This is a genomic window from Amycolatopsis sacchari, from assembly GCF_900114035.1.
Lineage (GTDB): Bacteria > Actinomycetota > Actinomycetes > Mycobacteriales > Pseudonocardiaceae > Amycolatopsis_E > Amycolatopsis_E sacchari.
On sequence record NZ_FORP01000029.1, the window covers coordinates 36,070 to 55,683 of the forward strand.

Annotated in this window: 17 protein-coding genes; 5 read left to right on the forward strand and 12 right to left on the reverse strand. The window is 70.0% G+C overall.

What is annotated here, in order from left to right; all coding sequences use genetic code 11:
* Positions 1-36: 36 nt before the first annotated feature.
* Genes BMZ92_RS31750 through BMZ92_RS31765 form a run of 4 tightly spaced genes read right to left on the reverse strand, consistent with a single transcriptional unit; the run spans position 37 to position 5,322 of the window.
* On the reverse strand, positions 37-2,094 hold the full coding sequence (locus BMZ92_RS31750) for a glycoside hydrolase family 2 protein (protein WP_091515223.1): 2,058 nt from the start codon (positions 2,092-2,094) through the stop codon (positions 37-39).
* A gap of 5 nt (positions 2,095-2,099) precedes the next feature.
* Entirely contained in the window at positions 2,100-2,972 is an 873-nt protein-coding gene (locus tag BMZ92_RS31755) for a carbohydrate ABC transporter permease (RefSeq protein WP_091515226.1), read from the reverse strand.
* Between the two features lie 2 nt (positions 2,973-2,974).
* Positions 2,975-3,949: a carbohydrate ABC transporter permease gene (locus tag BMZ92_RS31760; protein ID WP_091515228.1), complete on the reverse strand. Its 975-nt coding sequence runs from the start codon at positions 3,947-3,949 to the stop codon at positions 2,975-2,977.
* Entirely contained in the window at positions 3,946-5,322 is a 1,377-nt protein-coding gene (locus BMZ92_RS31765; protein WP_091515231.1) for an ABC transporter substrate-binding protein, read from the reverse strand. The genes BMZ92_RS31760 and BMZ92_RS31765 overlap by 4 nt, the downstream gene beginning before the upstream one ends.
* A gap of 140 nt (positions 5,323-5,462) precedes the next feature.
* Here BMZ92_RS31765 and BMZ92_RS31770 point away from each other — a divergent pair, with 140 nt between their 5' ends.
* Positions 5,463-6,476, forward strand: a complete 1,014-nt coding sequence (locus tag BMZ92_RS31770; RefSeq protein ID WP_091515235.1) for a LacI family DNA-binding transcriptional regulator — start codon at positions 5,463-5,465, stop codon at positions 6,474-6,476.
* Positions 6,477-6,727: 251 nt separating this feature from the next.
* On the opposite strand, the gene BMZ92_RS31775 is transcribed toward BMZ92_RS31770, so the two are convergent.
* On the reverse strand, positions 6,728-7,549 hold the full coding sequence (locus BMZ92_RS31775; RefSeq protein ID WP_218153589.1) for an SGNH/GDSL hydrolase family protein: 822 nt from the start codon (positions 7,547-7,549) through the stop codon (positions 6,728-6,730).
* Between the two features lie 177 nt (positions 7,550-7,726).
* On the reverse strand, positions 7,727-8,239 hold the full coding sequence (locus tag BMZ92_RS31780; protein ID WP_091515238.1) for a DUF4232 domain-containing protein: 513 nt from the start codon (positions 8,237-8,239) through the stop codon (positions 7,727-7,729).
* 658 nt (positions 8,240-8,897) lie between these two features.
* Here BMZ92_RS31780 and BMZ92_RS31785 point away from each other — a divergent pair.
* Positions 8,898-9,416 carry a DUF4232 domain-containing protein gene (locus tag BMZ92_RS31785; RefSeq protein ID WP_091515240.1) on the forward strand — a complete coding sequence of 173 codons (519 nt, stop codon included), beginning with the start codon at positions 8,898-8,900 and terminating at the stop codon, positions 9,414-9,416.
* Between the two features lie 152 nt (positions 9,417-9,568).
* Here BMZ92_RS31785 and BMZ92_RS38410 read toward each other — a convergent pair whose 3' ends face one another.
* The 6 genes from BMZ92_RS38410 to BMZ92_RS31810 form a co-directional block, all read right to left on the reverse strand.
* Complete coding sequence (locus BMZ92_RS38410) at positions 9,569-9,817, reverse strand: LLM class flavin-dependent oxidoreductase (protein WP_245783377.1); 249 nt, start codon at positions 9,815-9,817, stop codon at positions 9,569-9,571.
* Positions 9,814-9,999 (reverse strand): hypothetical protein, encoded by a 186-nt coding sequence (locus BMZ92_RS38415; RefSeq protein ID WP_245783378.1) that lies wholly within the window; start codon positions 9,997-9,999, stop codon positions 9,814-9,816. The genes BMZ92_RS38410 and BMZ92_RS38415 overlap by 4 nt, the downstream gene beginning before the upstream one ends.
* A gap of 86 nt (positions 10,000-10,085) precedes the next feature.
* Positions 10,086-10,625, reverse strand: a complete 540-nt coding sequence (locus BMZ92_RS31795) for a hypothetical protein (protein ID WP_091515242.1) — start codon at positions 10,623-10,625, stop codon at positions 10,086-10,088.
* Positions 10,626-10,635: 10 nt separating this feature from the next.
* Positions 10,636-12,510 carry a discoidin domain-containing protein gene (locus tag BMZ92_RS31800; protein WP_091515245.1) on the reverse strand — a complete coding sequence of 625 codons (1,875 nt, stop codon included), beginning with the start codon at positions 12,508-12,510 and terminating at the stop codon, positions 10,636-10,638.
* A gap of 31 nt (positions 12,511-12,541) precedes the next feature.
* Entirely contained in the window at positions 12,542-14,764 is a 2,223-nt protein-coding gene (locus BMZ92_RS31805; RefSeq protein ID WP_091515246.1) for a discoidin domain-containing protein, read from the reverse strand.
* A gap of 167 nt (positions 14,765-14,931) precedes the next feature.
* Positions 14,932-16,155 carry an ROK family transcriptional regulator gene (locus BMZ92_RS31810; RefSeq protein WP_091515249.1) on the reverse strand — a complete coding sequence of 408 codons (1,224 nt, stop codon included), beginning with the start codon at positions 16,153-16,155 and terminating at the stop codon, positions 14,932-14,934.
* Between the two features lie 254 nt (positions 16,156-16,409).
* On the opposite strand from BMZ92_RS31810, the gene BMZ92_RS31815 reads away from it, so the two are divergent.
* The 3 genes from BMZ92_RS31815 (at position 16,410) to BMZ92_RS31825 (ending at position 19,606) form a co-directional block, all read left to right on the forward strand.
* Positions 16,410-17,690 carry an extracellular solute-binding protein gene (locus tag BMZ92_RS31815; RefSeq protein ID WP_245783380.1) on the forward strand — a complete coding sequence of 427 codons (1,281 nt, stop codon included), beginning with the start codon at positions 16,410-16,412 and terminating at the stop codon, positions 17,688-17,690.
* An 85-nt stretch (positions 17,691-17,775) separates the two neighbouring features.
* On the forward strand, positions 17,776-18,753 hold the full coding sequence (locus BMZ92_RS31820; protein ID WP_091515254.1) for a carbohydrate ABC transporter permease: 978 nt from the start codon (positions 17,776-17,778) through the stop codon (positions 18,751-18,753).
* On the forward strand, positions 18,746-19,606 hold the full coding sequence (locus BMZ92_RS31825; RefSeq protein ID WP_091515256.1) for a carbohydrate ABC transporter permease: 861 nt from the start codon (positions 18,746-18,748) through the stop codon (positions 19,604-19,606). Before BMZ92_RS31820 ends, BMZ92_RS31825 begins: the two co-directional genes overlap by 8 nt.
* Positions 19,607-19,614: the final 8 nt, after the last annotated feature.

The following is a 19,614-nucleotide window of genomic DNA, read 5'->3' on the forward strand; positions in this document are numbered from 1 at the left end:
GGTCCACCCGGACCGGCCTCCCCTCCCCCGTACCGCTCAGTCCCGGCCGCCGCGCCGGTTCGGCTCCTCCACCACCGCGGCGTCCACGAACGTCCGCGCCACCACCCGGCCCTCCGCCTCCAGCCACAGGTGCAGGCGTGCCGGACCGCCGGGCGCCGGCACCCGCACCCCGATCGCGGCGGTGAGCCGGAACGGCTCCGCCTGCACCGCACGGGAATCCGCGGCCGCCCCGGGAAGACCGCGCGAACCCGGAGCCCCCCACGCCGCGTGCAGGGTCCCGGTGATCGGCGTTCGGCCGGTGTGCGAGACGTGCACGTCCAGGGTCAGCGGGGCGGCCGGCACCGGGATGTCGGCACCGGCGTGCGCGGGCACGAGATCCACCACCAGCGTGGTCGGGGCGAACGCGTCGGCCGGGTTGAGGCCGCCCCAGTCCTTGGGCCTGCGGTGCGCGTCCAGCAGGCCCGCCATTTCGTGCTCGACGTCCGTCAGTTCGGTGTAGATGTAGCCGGAGAACCGGTCGTGCCTGCGGATCTCCTGGGTCTGCCAGCGCACGTGCCAGGCCCGCTCCAGGCTGGTGAAGCCCGCGCCGAACTCGCTGTTGAGCACCGGCACTCCGGCGCGGGGGAAGTCGGGCGAGCCGTAAAAGGACTTGTCCACCACGAAGTCCGGCCGGAGCTTGACCTCGAACGTCTCCCGTGCGCCGGACGCGAGCGCGGCGAGGTTTTCCGCCCAGCGGCGCGGATCCTCGTCGTAGTAGTGCCAGTCGACGAGGTCGGTCTTCACATGCGCCCAGCCGGAGTTCTCCACGATCGGACGGGTGTCGTCGAGCGAGCGCATGAGGTCGTAGGCGTGCGCGGCCGCGGCGGCGCGTTCCGGGCTGCCCGGGATGTCCCAGTCCAGGCCCCACTCCTCGTTGTACAGCCCCCAGATCACGATCGACGGGTGGTTGCCGTCCCGGCGGACCAGGTCGGGCAGCTGCGCCTCGAACCCCGCCACCGCCGCCGGGCTGAACCGGCTCGGACAGGGTGGTTCCGCCCACACCAGCATCCCCGTGCGGTCGGCGTGGTCGAGCCACCGCGGTTCCTCGAACTTCAAGTGTTTGCGCACGAGGGAAAAGCCGAGTTCCCTGGCCAGGTCGAGATCGCGGAGCAGTGCTTCATCGTCCGGTGCGGTGAGGCCGGTCTCCGGCCAGTACCCCTGGTCGAGCACACCCCGCACGTAGAGCCGTTCCCCGTTGAGGTACAGCGCCTCGCCACGGGTCTCGATCCGCCGCAACCCGCCGGTCACGGTCAGCCGGTCGGCTTCGGGCCCTTCGCCCGTACGCAGCTCGACCCGGTAGAGGTGCGGCGACTCCGGACTCCACAACCGGGGAGACTCGACCTCCAGCCGTCCCTCGAACCGGCCCGCGCTCGCCGTGAGCACGGTCTCCCTGCCTTCGAGGCGGGCCACGACCACCGCGGTGTCCGGAGCGTCACCGGCCAGCTCACCGGCGATGTCGAACCCGGTCAGTGAATCCCCCCGCAGGGAGACTTCGGCGACGTAGGTGCGTCCGCGCGCCTCCAGCCACACGCTCTGCCAGATCCCGGACGTCGGCGTGAACGAGACACCGTCGTAGTCGTCGCGCGGGATCGAGCGCTGTTTACCGTGTGGGATCTCGCGCTTGTCCGCCGGGGCGTCCACCTCGACGGTCAACTCCGCGGGCCGTCCCGGCGCCAGCACGCCGGTCACGTCGAACTCGAACGAACTGTGCCCCCCGACGTGCGAACCGACCGCCACACCGTCGACCGACACGGTCGCCCGGTGGTGCACGGCACCGAAGCACAGCACCACCCGCCGTCCGGACCATGCGGCGGGCACGGTCACCGTACGCGAGTAGACCGCGTGCTCCAGCCAGGTGCGTTGGACGCCGGAAGCCGCTGTCTCCCAGGCGAACGGGACGATGATCGACCCGGGCGCGCCGTCGCCGGCGGTGAAGCGCCAGCGGCCGTTGAGGTTCAGCCACTGCGCGGAGCGGTCCCGGTCGGGCCGTGGGTATCCCGGCCGGGGCACCGCCTCCACGACGAGTGGGTCGACGGCGTTCTCGGCAATCGTCATGTCTTTCAGCCCTTTACGCTTCCGGCGAGGATGCCGTTGATGAAGTGCTTCTGCAGCACGATGAACAGGATCAGCAGCGGGATGAGCGCGATCGACGCGGCGGCGAGCAGCTCTCCGGTGATCGTCGCGTAGTCGGCCCCCACCCGGTTGCCCGAGATGTTCTGGGCCAGGGTCACCAGCACCACCTGGAGCGTGGCCATCCGGCTCGAACTGGCCGCCACCACCGGCCAGACGACATCGTTGTAGATGTTCATGATCGTCAGCACGCCGAGACCCGCCAGCCCCGGCCGGATCGCGGGGACGACCACGCGCCAGAAGATGCCGAACTCGCCGCAGCCGTCCACGCGAGCGGCGTCGAGCAACTCGTCCGGCACCGCCGCGATCACCTGGCGCATCCAGAAGATCGCGAAGGCGTCGACCGAGCCGGGCAGGATCAGCGCCTGGTAGGTGTTGACCCAGCCGAGCTCCTTCATCTCCAGCAGCAACGGGATGACCAGGACGATCGTCGGGAGCATCAACGTCAGCAGCACGGCGCCGAAGATCAGGTGCTGGCCGCGAAAGCGGTACTTCGCGAACGCGTAGGCCGCCAGCGGCGCGAAGAACATCGTGATCGCGCCCTTGCACAGCAGCACGACTCCGGTGTTGAGGAAGCCGCTGCCGATCGGCACGTCCTGGAACATGCCGCGGAAGTTGTCGAGCGTGAAGTCCGCCGGGTCGAAGGCGAGCGGATGCCGGATGATCTCGTTCGCCGGCTTGAACGACGACACCACCGCCCACACCACCGGCACGAGCAGTGCCACGGTCAGCACGAGCAGGAACACGTGCGAGCCGATCAGCGGACGGCCGGATCGCCGGCCCCGGACATCGAGGGTGGTCATGGTCAGTCCTCCGCCCGCAGCAGCCGGACGAACAGCAGCGACGCCGCCATCACAACGATCACCAGGAGGAACGAGTTCGCCGCCCCGGTGCCCAGGTCCGCGCGGTTGATGTGGTTGAAGAGGAAGAGCCCGGCCGTGGTGGTCGAGTTGTACGGCCCGCCCTTCGTCACCACGTACGGCTCGGTGAACATCTGGAACACCGCCAGCGTCTGCAGCACCACGCTGAACATCAGCGAGCGGCGCAGCAGCGGCACGGTGATGCTCCACAGCTGCCGCACCCGGCCCGCGCCGTCGAGCGACGCCGCCTCGTAGAGGCCGCGGTCGATCTGCTGGAGTCCGGAAAGGATGATCAGCACGACGAAACCCGTTGTCTTCCAGATGAACAGCAGCGCGAGGGTCGGCCTCGCCCACCCGCTGGTGACGAGCCAGCCGACCGGCGGCAGGCCGAGTGCGCCGAGCACCGCGTTCACCGGTCCGTAGTTCTGGTCGAACAACACGATCCAGATCTGGGCGACCGCGGCCAGCGGCGTCACGAACGGCACCACGAACGCCACCCGGTAGAACCCGCGCATCCGTTTGACGGCGCCCAGCAGCACCGCGACGACCACCGACACCACCAGCTGCACCGGCACGATCAGCAGCCACAGCAACCCCGAGTTGCCCAGTGACGACCAGAAGGCACCGTTGGTCAGCAGGTAGCGGTAGTTCCCGAGACCGACCCACTCCGCGGCACCTGTTCCGTGCCAGTTCGTGAAGCTCAGGCGCAACGTGAAGAACAGCGGGTACACGCTGAAGGCGAGGAAGACCGCCACGAACGGCAGCACGAACGTGTAAGGCGCGAGGCGGCGGCGCCACCACGCCGGCGTGCGCCTGCCGCGCCGGGTTCTCACCGGGCGGGGCCCGGCGGTGTCCGCCGTGACGGGTACGGCGCCGCGCTCCCGGAACACGGTCGCCGCACCGGTGGGACGGGTGGTCATTTGCGCTCGATCAGGTTGGTCTGGATGTCCTTGCTCGCCTGGTCGATGACCTGCTGCGGGGTCATGGTGCCGTCCAGCATCTTCTGCAGGTCGGTGCCCAGGTAGTCGACCGCGGCGGACCACCAGACCGGGATCGGCGCGCCGCCCGGAATCTGCCTGCCCGCCTCGACGGCGATCGGCCACAGGTCCTGGCCGCCCATCCCGTCGACCGGCTTGAACAGCGGCTTCGCCGGGTCGGCGGCGGGGTTGTAGGCGGGGATCGACGTGTTCGTCCCGCCGGGGTAAACGGCGTTCGGGCCGTAGACGGCGGTGTAACCGGCCTGGTCGAACGCCAGGAACCGGTAGAACAGCCAGGCGAGCTGCGGGTTCTTGGCGTCCTTCGGGATCACGAACGACGAGCCGCCCATCGCGCCGCTGCGTGCGCCGCCGGCGGTCCAGGCCGGCAGCGGCATCGCCCGCCAGTCGCCCTTCGTCGCGGTCAGCTGCTGCTGCGGGGCGAAGTCGAACCAGATGGCCCACGGGTAGAAGACCTCGTCGCCGGACTCCAGCGCGCCGACGTCGCTGGGCTTGAGGTATTCGGCGCGGGTGCCGAGGCCCTCCTTGCGCACCGTGTCGAGCCACGTCAGGATCTGCTGGTACGGCGGGGAGTTCAGCCGCAGCGCGCCGTCCGCGCCCGCCAGGCTGGTGCCGAACTGGCTGGCGAACATCTCCAGCTGGAGCTGGCTGTTGAAGCTGTCCTGCTCCAGGTGGATCGGTTTGGCGCCGGGCTTGTACTGCTGGTACTTCCTCGCCGCGGCGAGGAGGTCGTCGTAGGTCTTGATCCCGTTGGGATCGATGCCGGCCGCGCTCAGCGCTTTCGCGTTGTAGAACAGCAGGCCGGGGTCGAGGTCGAAGGGCACGCCGTAGATGCCGCCGTTGACGGTGTTGACGCCGACCTTCTGCTTCGCGATGTCCTTGACGTAGGGCGCGAGCACGTCCTTGAGGTTCCACAGGTGGTCGACGTAACCGCCGACCTTCGCGTCGTCGAGGAAGACGCCATCGGGCACGTCGGTCCCGGTGATCAACGTGTTCTGCAGCTTCGAGTCGATGTCGACGGCTTCGTGGTGGACCGTGACGCCCGGGTACTTCTCGGTGAACTTCTTGATCGCCGCGTCGAAGACCTTGAACAGGTCGCCGGAGCGGTCCCAGATCGTGATCTCGCCCTTCGGCGAGTCCTCGGCGGGAACCTGCAGCACGGAACCGACCGCCGTCGAGCCGCCGCCCGAACCGATGTCCGGGCCGCAGGCGCTCAGCCCGGCTGCGAACAGGGCGACAGCGGCCACGGCGGCGCCGCGACGGGCGAGGAGGCGTCCCCTCCGTCTGCGAGTGGGCATGATGGCACTCCTTTGTGCGGAACAACGGCAGGGCGGCGTGCGGAAGGTCTGCACGCGCCGATTTGCCAACGTGAGCAAACTCTACGACACGCTTGCACACGTTGCAAACGCTAGGATGACGGGTCGAGGAAGGGAGTGTCATGGCGGTGACCTTGCGGGACGTCGCGCACCGGGCGCAGGTCTCGGTGCGCACGGTGTCGAACGTCGTCAGCGGCTACGAGCACGTCAGCGCGAAGATGAGGCAGCGTGTGCTCCGGGCCATCGACGAGCTCGGCTACATCCCCAACCCCGTGGCGAGGACGTTGCGCACCGGGAAGACCGGGCTGCTGTCCCTGGTGGTGCCGGAGATCGACGTGCCGTACTTCAGCCAGCTCGCCCGCGAGGTCATCGACGCGGCCGCGCACCTCGGGTTCCAGGTGATGATCGACCAAACGGGGCACGACCACGAGCGGGAACGCCAGCTGCTGCGTGGCGGCGGACGGCGCAACCTGTTCGACGGGATGCTGTTCGCGCCACTGGCGACACGGGACGAGCTGCGCGACGTGGACCCCGCCACGTCCTCACCGCTGATCCTGCTGGGCGAGCACGTCTTCGACGGCCGTTTCGACCACGTCGCGATCGACAACGTCGTGGCGGCCCACGACGCGACTTCGCACCTGCTCGACCGCGGCCGCACGCGCGTCGCGGCGATCGGCGCGCAGCCGAAGGAGACGTACGCGACCCCGTTGCAGCGCACGGAGGGATTCCGGAAGGCGCTGCGGGAGCGCGGTCTGGCACCGGTGCACACCCTGGAACGCACGGCGGCCCACTACGGCCGCTCCGACGGCTACGCCGCGGCCACGTCGCTGCTGCGCGGATCGCCGCGCCCGGACGCCATCTTCTGCTACTCGGACCTGCTCGCGATGGGGGCGATCCGGGCGGTGTTCGACGCCGGCCTGAACGTTCCGGAGGACGTCGCGGTCATCGGCATCGACGACATCGAAGAGGGCCGGTATTCCCGGCCCTCGCTCAGCACGGTTTCGTTGGACACGCCCTTCATCGCCCGCACCGCGGTCTCCCGCCTCGCCGCACGCATCGAGGACCCGTCGCTGCCCGCGGAGGAGTTCATCGCCCCGCACACGCTGATCACGCGGGAAAGCACGGAGACCCGGTAGTGCCGGACAACTACATCGCCACGTGGGCCGCGTTCTTCGAGTTGCTTCCGCAACGTGGGCGTCGCCGGAGCCGACCGCTGCCGCGGGCTTGATCGTCTCTCAGCTGATCAACACCACCCCGGGTCCGTACTCCTCGAGCAACCCGGCCGGGTCCACCTACCCGCGCCCGTGGCGGGTGGCCGTTCTCGTCCGGAACGCGGCGAAGCCGAAACCCGCCATCACCCCCGGTACTGGGGAGGAGGAGCCCGTCCTCACCGGGTGAGGGCGGTGCGCACGAGCCGTGCGACGGCGTTCATGCCCGCCTCGTTCGGGTGGTACGGAGTGCGCCCGGACGGGACGGTGTACTTCTCCACCCACGGGGTGGCTGAACAGGCGTCGTGCCCCCGGCTGGCAGGGGTGACCTCGACGACGGTGGATCCGGTGCTCAGCGCGGCGGCGCGGGTGGAGTCAGCCAGCCGGAGGGCGATGCTGTGCTCGAACGCGAGCTGCTCACGCGTCAGTGGGACGCCGTCGCAGGCGACGGCAGTCGGCACGATGCTCAGGTACTCGACGAACACCATTTTCGCCTGTGGCGCGCGCTGGCGCACGGCGTTCGCGACGTTCTCCAGCCGGCTCTGCAGGACGCCGAAGGTCGCGTTGATGGCGTTCTGGTCCACGGTGCCGCACCCTGTGCGGCCGCTGGTCTGGCAGGAGTAGGTGTTCAGGCTGCCGATGTAGTTGACGTCATTGCCGCCGATGGTGGCCGTCACCAGCCGCGTGTCCGGTGTGACGGCCTGGATCTGCGGGGGCAGCCCGGCCTGGCCGGAGTCGAGGATGTTGGCCGTGGTGGCCCCGCTGCAGCTGACGTCGGTGAGCGCGAGTCCGAGCTGCGCCGCCAGAACGCTGGGGTAGTTGTGGTCCGACCGCGCGCACACCGACGGACTCCCCGGCTGGAGCGAGGGAATTCCGGGGCCCGCGGCGAAGGAGCTCCCCATGGCGACGTACTTCGTGCCATCGGCCGCGGCGGCCGTCGGCACGCTCACCGCGGTGACGATCAGCGCGAGCAGTGAAAGCACGACACCGCGACGACGCAACGAAGGCCTCCTCGAGTAGTGGAATGGTCTGAACCGGTTGCCCGGTCCACGACCGAGTGTCGACCGCTGGGGAACCCCGGTCAAGCGACCGCAGTGATTTTATCCGCCGGTTGGCCAGAAGTGCCCGGAACGGCCCCGGCTCGTGCCCGCGCCCAGGGCGGGCACGAGCCGGGGCGTTCAGGCGGGAGCGACGGCGGTGAGTTCGACGGTGTCGCCCTTCAGGGGGGCACCTGCGGGCCAGGCAATGGTGGTGGTGGAGCCGTCCGCGCTCGGCAGGTTCAGGTTCATCGCGGTGGGCACGAACGTCACCGGTGCCGCGGCGTCCTGGAGGAGGTACGACACCGCGGGGTGCTGCGCGGTCAGGTTCACCGGATCACCCGGCGCACCGGGTGCGTCAGGGGTGACGGTGATGTCGCTGCCGTTGTCGTGCCCGGCCACGAAGTTCACACCGGTGGGCACACCCTGCAGCTTGCAGTTCGTCGTCGGCGACGCCGCGGTGTAGCTGATCGCGTACGCCTCCTGCCCCGCCGCGGCTCCGGCATCCGGTGCCACCGAAACAGTCACGTCGTCGATACCGCACGGCCGGTCGGACGGCGAGGCGCCGGCCACCCCGGCGGCCAGCAACAAGCCCCCCGCGGCCATCCCACCGGCGACGACAACAGCAGCGGCACGTGCGCTCGTGCTGGTCATGATCTCCTCCTTCGGTTTCGATCCCGTCCACCCAGAGGATGCCCAGCACCACACTCAGGATGCGTCGCAGCGATCTGAACCTCATCAACGCAACCTTCACGCCCTTCAGACGTCCGTGTGTGCGAACTTTCCGCAGCGGCAAGGAGACCCCACCGTCCTTTCAGGACCGGAAGCCGACGCCGGGCGACGAGTTCGTCCTCAAGCAGGACGCCGTGAGACAGGGCGCGGCACGACCACGACCGACACTTCGGCAACCGCCGTTGCGGACATCGGTGACGATCCACCCGCCGCCGGACGGTGCGGCGGGGACGTCACTGGCCGCTCTCCCCCTCGCCGGCCACACCGGCTCCGCTTTGACCAGAGGCGGCGTGCCCGGCAGAACGCCATCCGGCCCGCACCCCGTTTCCGGACAGGTCCAGGACGAAACTCCGGCGATCGGCGCGCGGCCGCCACCGGTCGGTCAGGGTGCAACCGATGCGCCCAAGCCGTGCAGGGTGTGCCTGACGATCAGCCTGCGCCACGTCCGACGTCCGACGATCTTCAGGGTTGCTTCCGCGTGATCAATCCCATCCGGGCGCATCTCCACAGCGCATGTGGGCATCTTTCCTGATGCGTTCGATCAACGACGGTTGATCACGGAACGAGAGAGGAGAACGCCATGAAGCGCGTCATGATCGGGATTTCGGCGGCGGCGCTGACGCTGGCGGCTGGGGGTACCGCCGCGGCTGCTTCCACCGCACCAGCCTCGACGCCCCGGTGCGCCACCACGGATCTGGCGGTCTCGCTGGGTGCTCCGGTGGACAACGGCTCCGGGCAGTTCGATGTGCCGTTGACCTACCGCAACATCTCCGACCACACGTGCGGACTGTTCGGCGTCCCGGGCGTCGACCTGGTCGGCCCGGAGGACCCGATGGGCCCGGTGTACCACCTGCCGCGCGTCGACAACGGCGTCGAGTACAACGAGGTGACACCGGGGACGACGGCCTCGGCGACCATCACGGTGTTGCCCCCGGCCCAGGGCGATACGTCGTGGACGCCTTCGACGCTGGTGACGACGCCGCCGGGGCAGACGGAGCCACTGACCGTGGGCTGGCCGTCCGGCCTGCCGGTTCTGCGTCAGGACGCGGCGACCCACCCGGGCTCGTACGTGAACGGCATCCTCGCCGACCCGGCCTGACCCGCAGGTCCGGGGCGGCCCCCTGGGGCGTTCGGCGTGTCGAGGGAGCCGGACGTCTCGGCGCGTACCGGCCCATCGGGCGCTGGCGCGCTCGGCATCCTCCGGGGTGTCCGCGACGGGTGAGAACACGAACCCGCCCGCGCCGAAGTCGTTCACCGCGGTGGTGAGTTCGTCGACCCATTGCCGCACCGAACCACCCACCCCAGGTGCCATCGGGATCGATGACCTGCCTGGACGTACTGGCTCCGCCAGTCGTACCCGCCCCCGGGTTTCCACGCGTCCGCGAGCCTGCCCGTGACCGCGAGCGACTTCGGTCCCATCGACCCGCTCCAGATCGGTGGACACGGAACCCGGGAGGGAACCAGGTCGTCGACCCGGTGGAACTCGCCGTCGAAGGTCACCGGGTCACCACCGCCGGGGAGCAGCTTGAGTGGGTCGTCGCGCCGAGCACGTACCCCAGCGCCGCGTAGGCTTCGAACTGCTCGGCGGCGTAGGGGTGATCGGTCATCGTCACCACGTCCAGCCCGTCCCGGTCGGTGTTCCGCGCCTGCGAAACCAGGACGCCGGGCTCATGGATTCCCACCTCGACGCCGTTGAAGCCGGTGTCGAGCGAAATGCCGAAACGGACGCGTAGCGAAACGTGACCACAGCAGGTTTCCCGGGTACTCGCTACACGGCCGCCCAGGTGAGGAGGACTGCGCCGAAGGCGTCAGCGTCGAGCTCGAGACCCGCGGCGACGCGTTGCTGGAAGCCGCTGATCGCGCAGATGAGGACTTCCGCGCGTTGACCGCCACCGGGACACCGGCGTCCATCTGCGCCTTCAGCGGCGGTGTAGCCGTGGTCGATCCGCTCCACCTGGCACACGTCCAGCGCCTCCCGGACGTAGGAGGCGGGGCCTTCCTCACCGGCGTGGCACGTGGTGCGGTAGCCCTCACGGTGTGCGGCGGCGAAGTAGCGCGCGAACTTCGAGGGCGGGTTCCCGCGCTCAGCGCTGCCCAGGCGGACGCCGAGGATCCGGTTCCGCAACGGCCGGACCAGCTCGAGCAGCTCCAGGGCGCCGCACGCCCTGCGCGGCAGCGCGGCGAAGGTAGGCGCTGGCCAGATCGCGGAAGCCCGCGCGTGTGCGCGACACGCGGTGCGGGGAGGCCGCCCGGCCGGCCGGATCTTCGTGATCGAGCCGGCCAGACGGCTCCCCGTATAGGTCGTTATACGGTCCTCGTCAGCGCATCTGCTCCACCCGCACCCAGTCCACGGCGAGGTTCACGCCACCCGCCGCCACCTTGTCCACACTGGACTGCGGCAGCCCCCAGTACGGGGTGGCCACCTGGTTGTAGCCCGCCGGGTAGGCGCCGCCGAGCGCGAAGTTCAGGATGACGTACTGGTCGTGGTCGAACACCCACGCCCCGCGCGTCGCCTCGATCTTGGCGCGCAGCAGTTCCAGGTACTGGACGCCGTCGAGGGAGAACCGCATCCCCGAGGGTGTCCACTCGACGCTGTAGACGTGCCAGCCATCGATGCCCTGGCCCGCCGGGAAGTTCTCGATCGCGCCGATGTTGCCGTCGGCCGAGTACCCCGGTCCGTGCAGCGAACTGCTCGTCCACGTCGCGTAGCCGATGTTCTCCATGATGTCGGTCTCCCCGCAGCCCGGCCAGGACACCGACGGATCGTCGACGTTGCTGCCCAGCAGCCAGAACGCGGGCCAGAACCCGTCGCCGACCGTCATCCTGATCCGGGCGCTCACCCGGCCGTAGGTGAAGTTCACCGCGTGGCTCGTGTCGATCCGGGCCGACGTGAAGTGGTACGTCCCGCCACCCGGCGCGGCGTAGCCACCGGGCACGTACCGGGGCGTGATGACCAGCTGGCTGTCCGAAACCCTCAGCGTGCTCGAATCGTCGATGTAGGCCTGCGCCTCCCCGTTGACCGAACCCATCGTGGAACCGGTGACGACCACCCGCCACTTGCTCCGGTCCAGCCCCGGCCCGGTGAAGTCGTCGAAGAACACCGTCTGGTAGGTGCCCGCCGGATCCGCCGGGGGCGGCGCGTAGTCCGCCGCGGCGCTACCCCCCGTGCCCCACACCTGGAACTCGTACAGCGAGTAGCCGAACTGCGCGGTGGCGGGCGCCGGGTTGTAGAAACTGCGCCGCCGCAGGCCCTGCAGCCGCACGTACCGCCCGGTCACCGCGCTGGGCAGGGTGATCGCGTCGTGGATCCCCGTCGAGCTGCCGGGCGTGCCGACGTCGGCGGCACGACGCGCCACCTCGGCGGCACTCGGCTGGTACACGGTCTGCCAGTTCTGGTTGTCCTGCGACACCTCGATCCGGTAGTCCACCGCGTAGGCGGACTCCCAGTACAGGTCGAAGCCCGTGATCCGGGCTCCGGCCCCGAGGTCGACCGCGATCCACCGGTTGTCGTTCCAGTCACTGGCCCAGCGGGTCGCGTCGCCGGTGAGCGGGTTCGGGACGCCGCCGTCGAAGGCGTTCTGCGGGGTGTGCCCGGCGTCCTGGTAGTAGTTGCCGAACGCCGGTTTGCCGAGCGCGAGGTTGGCGGTCGCCGTCGCCGCCGGGGTGGGCACGGACCCGAACACCTGGAAGGCGTACAGCGAATAGCCGTACGGGGTCGCGCGCTGGAGGCCCCGCATCCGCACGTACCGCGCGAGCGAGGGCCGCGGATAGGTGTGGATGGTGACCGTGCCGCCCGTTCCGGCGTTCTCGGCGTACACCGGTGTCCAGCTCGTGCCGTTCGCGGACACCTCGACGACGTACCGGCTGCCGTAGGCGGCCTCCCACACCAGCGTCACGCCGGTGACGCGGATCGTGGTGCCCAGGTCGATGCGGATCCAGGCGTCGTCGGCGAAGTTGCTGGCGAACCGCGTCGAGGGGTTGCCGTCGAAGGCCGCGCCCGGCCCGAGTGCGGAGCTCTCGGCCCCGGAAGCCGTCGCGGCGGCGGGGTTGGCGGCGTAGGCGGCGGCCGCCCAGTCGTCGTTCCAGCCCGGCGCGGCCGCGGCGGCGGGAGCGCTCCGCAGCGTGCCGAGCCCGGTGGCGGCGAAGGTGGCCGCGGCGAGCAGGATGGCGTCACGGCGGGGAAGTGCGGACATTCCTGTCCTCCGTTCTGGGGGGAGGTGGGGATCAGGGGTACGACACGACGGTGCTGGGACCGCCGTTGCCGGAGTTGACGGCGGCGCCGGTGCCGTTGATCACCGAGTCGATGCCGCCGGATCCGTTGAGGAACACGGTGAGGAGGTCGTTGAACCGCACCCCGGGCGTACTGGGTGCCTGGAACGCCATCGAACTGTGGATGTCGGCGCCCTGGTTGAAGTAGGAGTAGCTGCCCATGCCGTAGCCGGTGAACGACGTGACACCGGCGGGGAGGTAGAACGCCGGGTAGCCCTTCTGCGCCGGGCTCGCCATCCACGCCGCCTGGTCGGGCACCTCGTACGGGTTCTCGTTCTGGAAGAAGATCACCGTGCCCTGCTGGCCGTTCCACACGGTTTCGTACTGCTGGAAGTGCTCGACGAACAGCCCGTAGGCGGTGACGCGGGCACCGTTGACGACGACCCCGGTCGGTGCCGGGCTCGACGCCCAGGTACCGGCGCCGGTGCCGTGGTCGGCGCGCCACGCCCATACGTCGTCGAGCAGCGCGTCGTTGCTGTTGACCACCAACGCGGTCTGCGCGGTGCCCGCCTGCGCGCCGCCGACGCGGAAGAACACGTCGTGCACCGCGGCCGGGTCGGCCGGGTGGTCGGCCGTGCCGCCCTGCGCGCCCAGCCGCAGCAGCGCCGGTGAGCTGACCGGGCCGGCGTCGAAGATCATGCCGGTCACATCCACCCCGTCGACGTCCGCGACACTCATGGTCACGTTGCCGTTGGTGGGGATGAGCGTCGGGAAGCCCAGCCCGAGGACCTTCGTGCCCGGCCTGGTGACGTTGATCGTCGTCGGCACCCGGTAGACCCCCGGCGTGAACAGCAGGTTGTCACCCGCCGCCAGCGCCGCGTTGATCTGGTCCACTGTGGACGAAGGCTGGACGACGAAGAACGCGCTCAGCGGCAGCGAGGTTCCCGGCGTGCCGCCGTTGGCCCAGCTGGGGCCGGTGGAGTTCGTGCGCACCGACGGCACGAACACACGGTAAGCGCCGCTCGCGTCGGTGTAGAGGTAGGGCGCCTCCCTGGTGACGGGACAGGTGGCGAGCGTCGTGTAGTGGTCCGCCGGGAACGACTGCGGGGGCGCCCCGTTGGTCCCGCAGAACACCTGGTTCCACACGCCGTTGCTCCAGCTGCCGAGACTGCTGTTGCGCGTCAGGAACTGCTGCTGCGAACCGTTGGTGACGGTGCCGCTGATCACGGAGTCGGCCAGGAACCCGCCGCTGGCCCACGCGGGCGAACCGGTGCAGTAGTCCATCAGCGTCAGGTTGCCGTTGATGTGCACGCGCCGCATCGGCGCGGCCTGGGAAACCGCCCAGAAGTCGTTCCCGCTGTAGCAGCCGCTGTTCCCGGCGACGTTGATGGTCAGGTTCGACAGCGAGCGCCAGAAGTTCGTGGTGGCGTAGCACTGCGACTGGTCGCCGCCGTTGCACTGGTTGAAGACGTTGACCGCGCCGTTGATCACCACGTCACCGGGGTTCTGCCCCAGCCCGGCGACGCTTTCGTAGAAGCCGACGGTGAAGTTCAGCGGGTCGGCGGCCGAGCCGTAGGTGCCGGGCTTGAACAGCACGGCGTAGCGCTGCGGGCCGAACTCGTTGCCGGCCTGGGCGTTCCCGATCGTGTCGAGGGTGCTCTGGATCTGGGACTGCGGCATCGCCGGGTCGAAGACGTAGACGTTCGGGCCGAGGTCGCCGCCCGTCGCGGGCGGCGTGGTCGTGGTGCCGTGGACGGACAGCTCCCACAGCGAGTACCCGTAGGTGGTGGTCCGCGCGGTGCCGTAGAGCCGGAGGTAGCGGCCGGAGCCGGAGACGGTCAGCGTCTCGGTGCCGCCGGTGGCGTTCGCGGTCGAATAGACCGTGGTCCAGTTCGCCGCGTCGGCGGAAACCTGGATCTGGTAGGACTTCGCCGCCGCGGCCTCCCAGGTCAGCACCACCTGGCACAGGTCGTGCGTGCTGCCCAGGTCCACCTGCAGCCACTGTGGATCAGACCACTGCGAGGACCAGCGGGTACCGGTGTTCCCGTCGGTCGCCGCCGCCGCGGCGGTACCGGGGTTCTCGGCCGAAGAGGCCGTCGTGGGCTGGTTCAGCGCGAGGTTCGTACCGGTGTCACACGTTGCGGCAGCAGCGTCAGTGGTATGGACCAGCGGCACCGTGAGCACGGTGCCGAGTGCGGCGAGCAGGGCGAGCAGCACCCTGGCGCGGGGGACCTTCATGATCTCTCCTGGGACGGTCGTGGGGGCCCGAAGCCCGCACGGCGGAACCGGCTTCGCGCCGGCCCCGCAGCCCCGTCCAGAGAGCGCTCTCCGCACGCAGCATGATGGGCCGCCTCAGGGCGGGTGTCAACGCCGCGCCCGGGAAAAGCCCGCAGCCACGCGCTTTCTCAGCCCGCCACCCGGCCGGGTGCGGGCAGTGCGGGCCGCTGTCCGCCCGAGGCGAGGAAGGCGGCGACCGGCAGGGTCGCCGCACCGCGGGCGACGGCGTCCGGTCCGAGCGCGCCCAGTTCGATCGAAACCTGCGAGAACGGCAGGCGCAGGGCGTGCTCCCGCGCCGCCTCCCGGATCCTCGGCAACAACGGCGCGAGGGCCAGTCCCGCCCAGCCGCCGATGATCACGCGCCGCGGGGTGAGCAGGTTGACCAGGTTCGCGATGCCGACGCCGAGCAGCAGGGCGGTCTCCCCGAGGACGTCCCTGGCCGCCTGCCCCGCGGCCGAGGGATCCCGCTCCGCCAGCTCCAGGATCCGCCCCAGCGCCCGCTCCTCCTCCGCCGGGTCGATGCGGGCCGCGCCCTCGCTCTCCAGGTAGCGCGCGATCACCGACTCCGCGCCGACGTAGGCCTCCAGGCAGCCACGCGCACCGCAGCGGCAGCGCCTGCCGCCGATCTGCACCGTGGTGTGGCCCCATTCCCCGGCACTGGTGACCGAAGCTCCGTCGGCGATGAGGGAGGCACCGGCACCCGACCCGAGCAGCAGGAAGACCGCGCTGCCGGTACCGGCACCCGAGCCGAACCACAACTCGGCCTGCCCCATGGTGGCGGCCCCGTTGTCGATGAACAGCGGCAGGTCGGTGTGGGCCCGCAGCAGGTCCTCGAGCGGGACGCCGTCCCAGCCGACGGTCTGACCGTGCACGACGGCCGTCGGGTCCTGCCGCACGATGCCCGGCACGCCGATCCCGGCGCCCAATACCGGGTGCGCGTCGGCGGCCAGCTCCGCCAGCCCCACCGCGATGCCCTCGACCACCTGCCGCGGATCAGGGCGGGCACCGTCCACGGGGAGATCGGCCGACGCCTGCTCCGCCAGGCCGAGGTCGAACCGCTCCACGCGGATCCGCGTCTCCCCCACGTCGATCCCGATGACCTGGAACCGCGCCGTGTCCACGCGGAGCAGGATGCGGGGCCGCCCGCCGTCGGACTCCACCGCCCCCGCCTCGACCACCACACCGGCCTCGATCAGGTCGGCGGCCACGTTGCTGACCGACGCCGAGCTGAGCCCCGTCGCGGAGATCAGGTCCTGGCGGCTGAGCGGGCCGCGGAAGTACAGCTCGCGCAGCAACCGGGACCGGTTGGCCCGGCGCAGGTCACGGACGTTCCGGCGGCCGGCGTCGGTCATGCGTCTCCCCTTCACACCCTGGCGCGGCCGTCGCGGCCACTCCCCGATTCTGCTCCACCTGTTGACGTGAGACTTACCTCACAGGTTAAATCACGTCGTGAACTAACCCTCGAAGAAAGTGTTCACCACCGTACCCGTCCCCCGCGGCCTCCCCCGTCCCCCGCCGCGCTCCGCAGCCCGTCCCCCTCGAACCTTCCACCGCTGAAAGGTCCGGAATGCGCCCTCCCCACCGACTACGCTCCGCCCTGCTCACCGTGGCCGTTTCGGTCACCCTGCTCGCCACCGCGTGCGGCGGGGGCGGCTCCTCCAGCTCCGGCGGTCAGCCCACCATCACCTACTGGGCCAGCGACCAGGGCAGCTCCATCGCGCAGGACGTCAAAGTGCTCACGCCCGAGCTCGACGAGTTCACCCGGCAGACCGGGATCAAGGTCGACCTCGAGGTGATCGGCTGGAACGACCTGCTCAACCGGATACTCGCCGCGGCCACCTCCGGCCAGGGCCCGGACGTGGTGAACATCGGCAACACGTGGTCGACCTCGCTGCAGGCCACCGGGGCGTTCGTGCCCATGTCCGGCGAACTGCTCGACCGGATCGGCGGCAGGAGCCGCTTCCTGCCCAACGCGCTCGCGGCCACCGGGGAACCCGGCAAGGACCCGGTCGGCGTGCCGCTCTACTCGATGGCTTACGCGCTCTACTACAACAAGGCGATGTTCGCGGCGGCCGGGATCGCGAACCCGCCGGCCACCTGGGAGGAGTTCGTCGCCGACGCCCAGCGGCTCACGCACGGCGACCAGTGGGGCGTCAGCGTCGAGGGCGCGAGCACGTCCGAGAACGCCCACCACGCCTTCACCTTCAGCCAGCAGCAGGGCGGCAGCTTCTTCGACGCCGCGGGCAAGCCCACGTTCAACACGCCGCAGAACGTCGCCGGGATCAAGCAGTACGTCGACTTCATCGCGAAGGACAGGATCGCCAACCCCAGCGCCGCCGAGTACTCCAACGGCACCGAGGCGGTCCAGGACTTCGCCACCGGCAAGGCGGCGATGCTGCTGTGGCAGACCGCCGACTCGCAGCTGGCGAACTACGGCATGGACCCCGCGCAGTACGGCGTCGCCCCGATCCCGTTCCCGGCGACGCCACCCGCCGGGAGCAAGCACGTGAACTCGATCGTCGCGGGCATCAACCTGTGCGTGTTCGCCGGCACGAAGAACCAGGACGCGGCCCTGCGGTTCGTGCAGTTCATGACCAGCAAGCAGACCCAGATCGACCTCAACAAGGCGTACAGCTCCCTGCCTTCGGTGACCGACGCCTACTCCGACCCGGCCTTCCAGACCGAGACCGCCGCGGTCTACCGCAAGATCCTGACCGAATCAGCCGCGCCCATGCCGGCCGTCGCACAGGAAAGCCAGTTCGAGACGGCGATGGGCACGGTGCTGAAGAACCTGTTCGCCGCCGCCGCGAGCGGCAAGCCCGTCACCGAGCAGACCGTGGCGGCCCAGCTGGACCAGGCGCAGCAGCAGCTGAACGCGGGCGGCTGACCGCGCACCTCCTCGTCGTGGGCCGGGGTTCCGCCACCCCGGCCCACGGCCTTCGCCGCCCTCGTACCGCCCGGGAGGACAACCGATGACCGTCGCCGAAGTCGCCAGGCCACCCGCCCCCGCGCCCGCGCCGCCGCGGGCGCGCCGGTCGTGGGTCCGGCTCCGCCGCGTGGGCCTGCCCTACCTGCTCCTGCTGCCCGCGGTGGTGTTCGAACTGCTCGTGCACGTCGTGCCGATGCTCGTCGGCATCTTCATGAGCTTCAAGCAGCTGACCCAGTTCTTCATCCGGAACTGGAGCGCCGCCCCGTTCACCGGACTGGCCAACTACCGTTTCGCGCTGGACTTCGACGGCGCGGTCGGCCGCCAGCTGCTGCACTCCTTCACCGTCACGTGCGCGTTCACCGTGCTGACGGTCGGGCTGTGCTGGCTGCTCGGCACCGCCGCGGCGGTGCTGACGCAGGACCCGTTCCGCGGCCGTGGCCTGCTGCGCACCTACTTCCTCGTGCCCTACGCGCTGCCCGCCTACACCGCCGCGATCACGTGGGAGTTCCTGTTCCAGCGCGACAACGGGCTCGTCAACCACGTGCTGGTGGACCAGTTGCACCTGTTCGCCGAGCCGCCGTTCTGGCTGCTCGGCGGCAACAGCTTCGCCGCGCTGGTGATCACCGCGGTCTGGCGGATGTGGCCGTTCGCGTTCCTCGTGGTGACCGCGGGGCTGCAGAACATCCCCGGCGAACTGTACGAGGCGGCGGCGATCGACGGAGCGGGTGTGTGGCGGCGGCTGCGCTCGGTCACGCTGCCCCAGCTGCGCCCGGTCAACCAGGTGCTGATCCTGGTGCTGTTCCTGTGGAACTTCAACGACTTCAACACCCCGTACGTGTTGTTCGGCAACGTCGCACCGCCGGAGGCGAACCTGCTGTCACTGCAGATCTACGACACCTCCTTCCACAGCTGGAACTTCGGCGCCGGATCGGCGATGTCGGTCCTGCTGCTGCTGTTCCTGCTGCTGGTCACCTCGGCCTACCTGCTGGCCACGTCACGCAGGGGGAAGGCCGATGCCTGACCGCCGCTCCCCCATGGCCCCACCGCGTTCGTTCCTGTGGACGCGCCGGATCGGGCTGAGCCTGCTCGCGCTGCTCACGTCGGTGCCGCTCTACGTCATGCTCTCCAGTTCGGTCAAACCGCTGAGGGACGTCCAGGCGGCGTTCACGTGGATCCCGACGCACCCCACGCTGGCGCCGTACGTGGACATGTGGAGCACCGTGCCCCTGGCGCACTACTTCCTGAACAGCCTCGTCGTGTGCGTGTGCTCCACGGCGGTGTCGGTGGTGGTGGCGGTCCTCGCCGCGTACGCGGTCAGCCGCCACCGGTTCCCCGGCCGGCGCCTGTTCAGCGTGACGGTGCTGTCGACGCAGATGTTCCCCGGGATCCTGTTCCTCCTGCCGCTGTTCCTGATCTACGTCAACATCGGGGCGGCGACCGGGGTGCAGCTGTCGGGTTCCCGGCTGGGCCTGGTGATCACCTACCTGACGTTCACGCTGCCGTTCTCGATCTGGATGCTCGTCGGCTACTTCGACTCGATCCCGCGCGAGCTGGACGAAGCGGCGAAGGTCGACGGCAACGGCCCGCTCGGCGCGCTCGTACGGGTCATCCTGCCCGCCGCCGTGCCCGGCATCGTCACCGTCACCGTCTACTCGTTCATGACGGCCTGGGGTGAGGTGCTGTTCGCGTCGGTGATGACCGGCGACGCCACCCGCACCCTCGCCGTGGGCCTGCGCAACTACGCGTCGCAGAACGACGTGTACTGGAACCAGATCATGGCGGCCTCGCTGGTGATCAGCGTGCCCGTCGTGGCGGCGTTCCTGCTGCTGCAGCGCTACCTCGTGGCCGGCCTGACCGCCGGTTCGGTCAAGTGAGTCCCCGT

What these genes read in the sequence shown, in the direction of transcription:
- BMZ92_RS31750 (WP_091515223.1), bottom strand. Translation starts at nt 2,094, where the DNA reads ATGACGATTGCCGAGAACGCCGTCGACCCACTCGTCGTGGAGGCGGTG.
- BMZ92_RS31755 (WP_091515226.1), bottom strand. Translation starts at nt 2,972, where the DNA reads ATGACCACCCTCGATGTCCGGGGCCGGCGATCCGGCCGTCCGCTGATC.
- BMZ92_RS31760 (WP_091515228.1), bottom strand. Translation starts at nt 3,949, where the DNA reads ATGACCACCCGTCCCACCGGTGCGGCGACCGTGTTCCGGGAGCGCGGC.
- BMZ92_RS31765 (WP_091515231.1), bottom strand. Translation starts at nt 5,322, where the DNA reads ATGCCCACTCGCAGACGGAGGGGACGCCTCCTCGCCCGTCGCGGCGCC.
- BMZ92_RS31770 (WP_091515235.1), top strand. Translation starts at nt 5,463, where the DNA reads ATGGCGGTGACCTTGCGGGACGTCGCGCACCGGGCGCAGGTCTCGGTG.
- BMZ92_RS31780 (WP_091515238.1), bottom strand. Translation starts at nt 8,239, where the DNA reads ATGACCAGCACGAGCGCACGTGCCGCTGCTGTTGTCGTCGCCGGTGGG.
- BMZ92_RS31785 (WP_091515240.1), top strand. Translation starts at nt 8,898, where the DNA reads ATGAAGCGCGTCATGATCGGGATTTCGGCGGCGGCGCTGACGCTGGCG.
- BMZ92_RS31800 (WP_091515245.1), bottom strand. Translation starts at nt 12,510, where the DNA reads ATGTCCGCACTTCCCCGCCGTGACGCCATCCTGCTCGCCGCGGCCACC.
- BMZ92_RS31805 (WP_091515246.1), bottom strand. Translation starts at nt 14,764, where the DNA reads ATGAAGGTCCCCCGCGCCAGGGTGCTGCTCGCCCTGCTCGCCGCACTC.
- BMZ92_RS31810 (WP_091515249.1), bottom strand. Translation starts at nt 16,155, where the DNA reads ATGACCGACGCCGGCCGCCGGAACGTCCGTGACCTGCGCCGGGCCAAC.
- BMZ92_RS31820 (WP_091515254.1), top strand. Translation starts at nt 17,776, where the DNA reads ATGACCGTCGCCGAAGTCGCCAGGCCACCCGCCCCCGCGCCCGCGCCG.
- BMZ92_RS31825 (WP_091515256.1), top strand. Translation starts at nt 18,746, where the DNA reads ATGCCTGACCGCCGCTCCCCCATGGCCCCACCGCGTTCGTTCCTGTGG.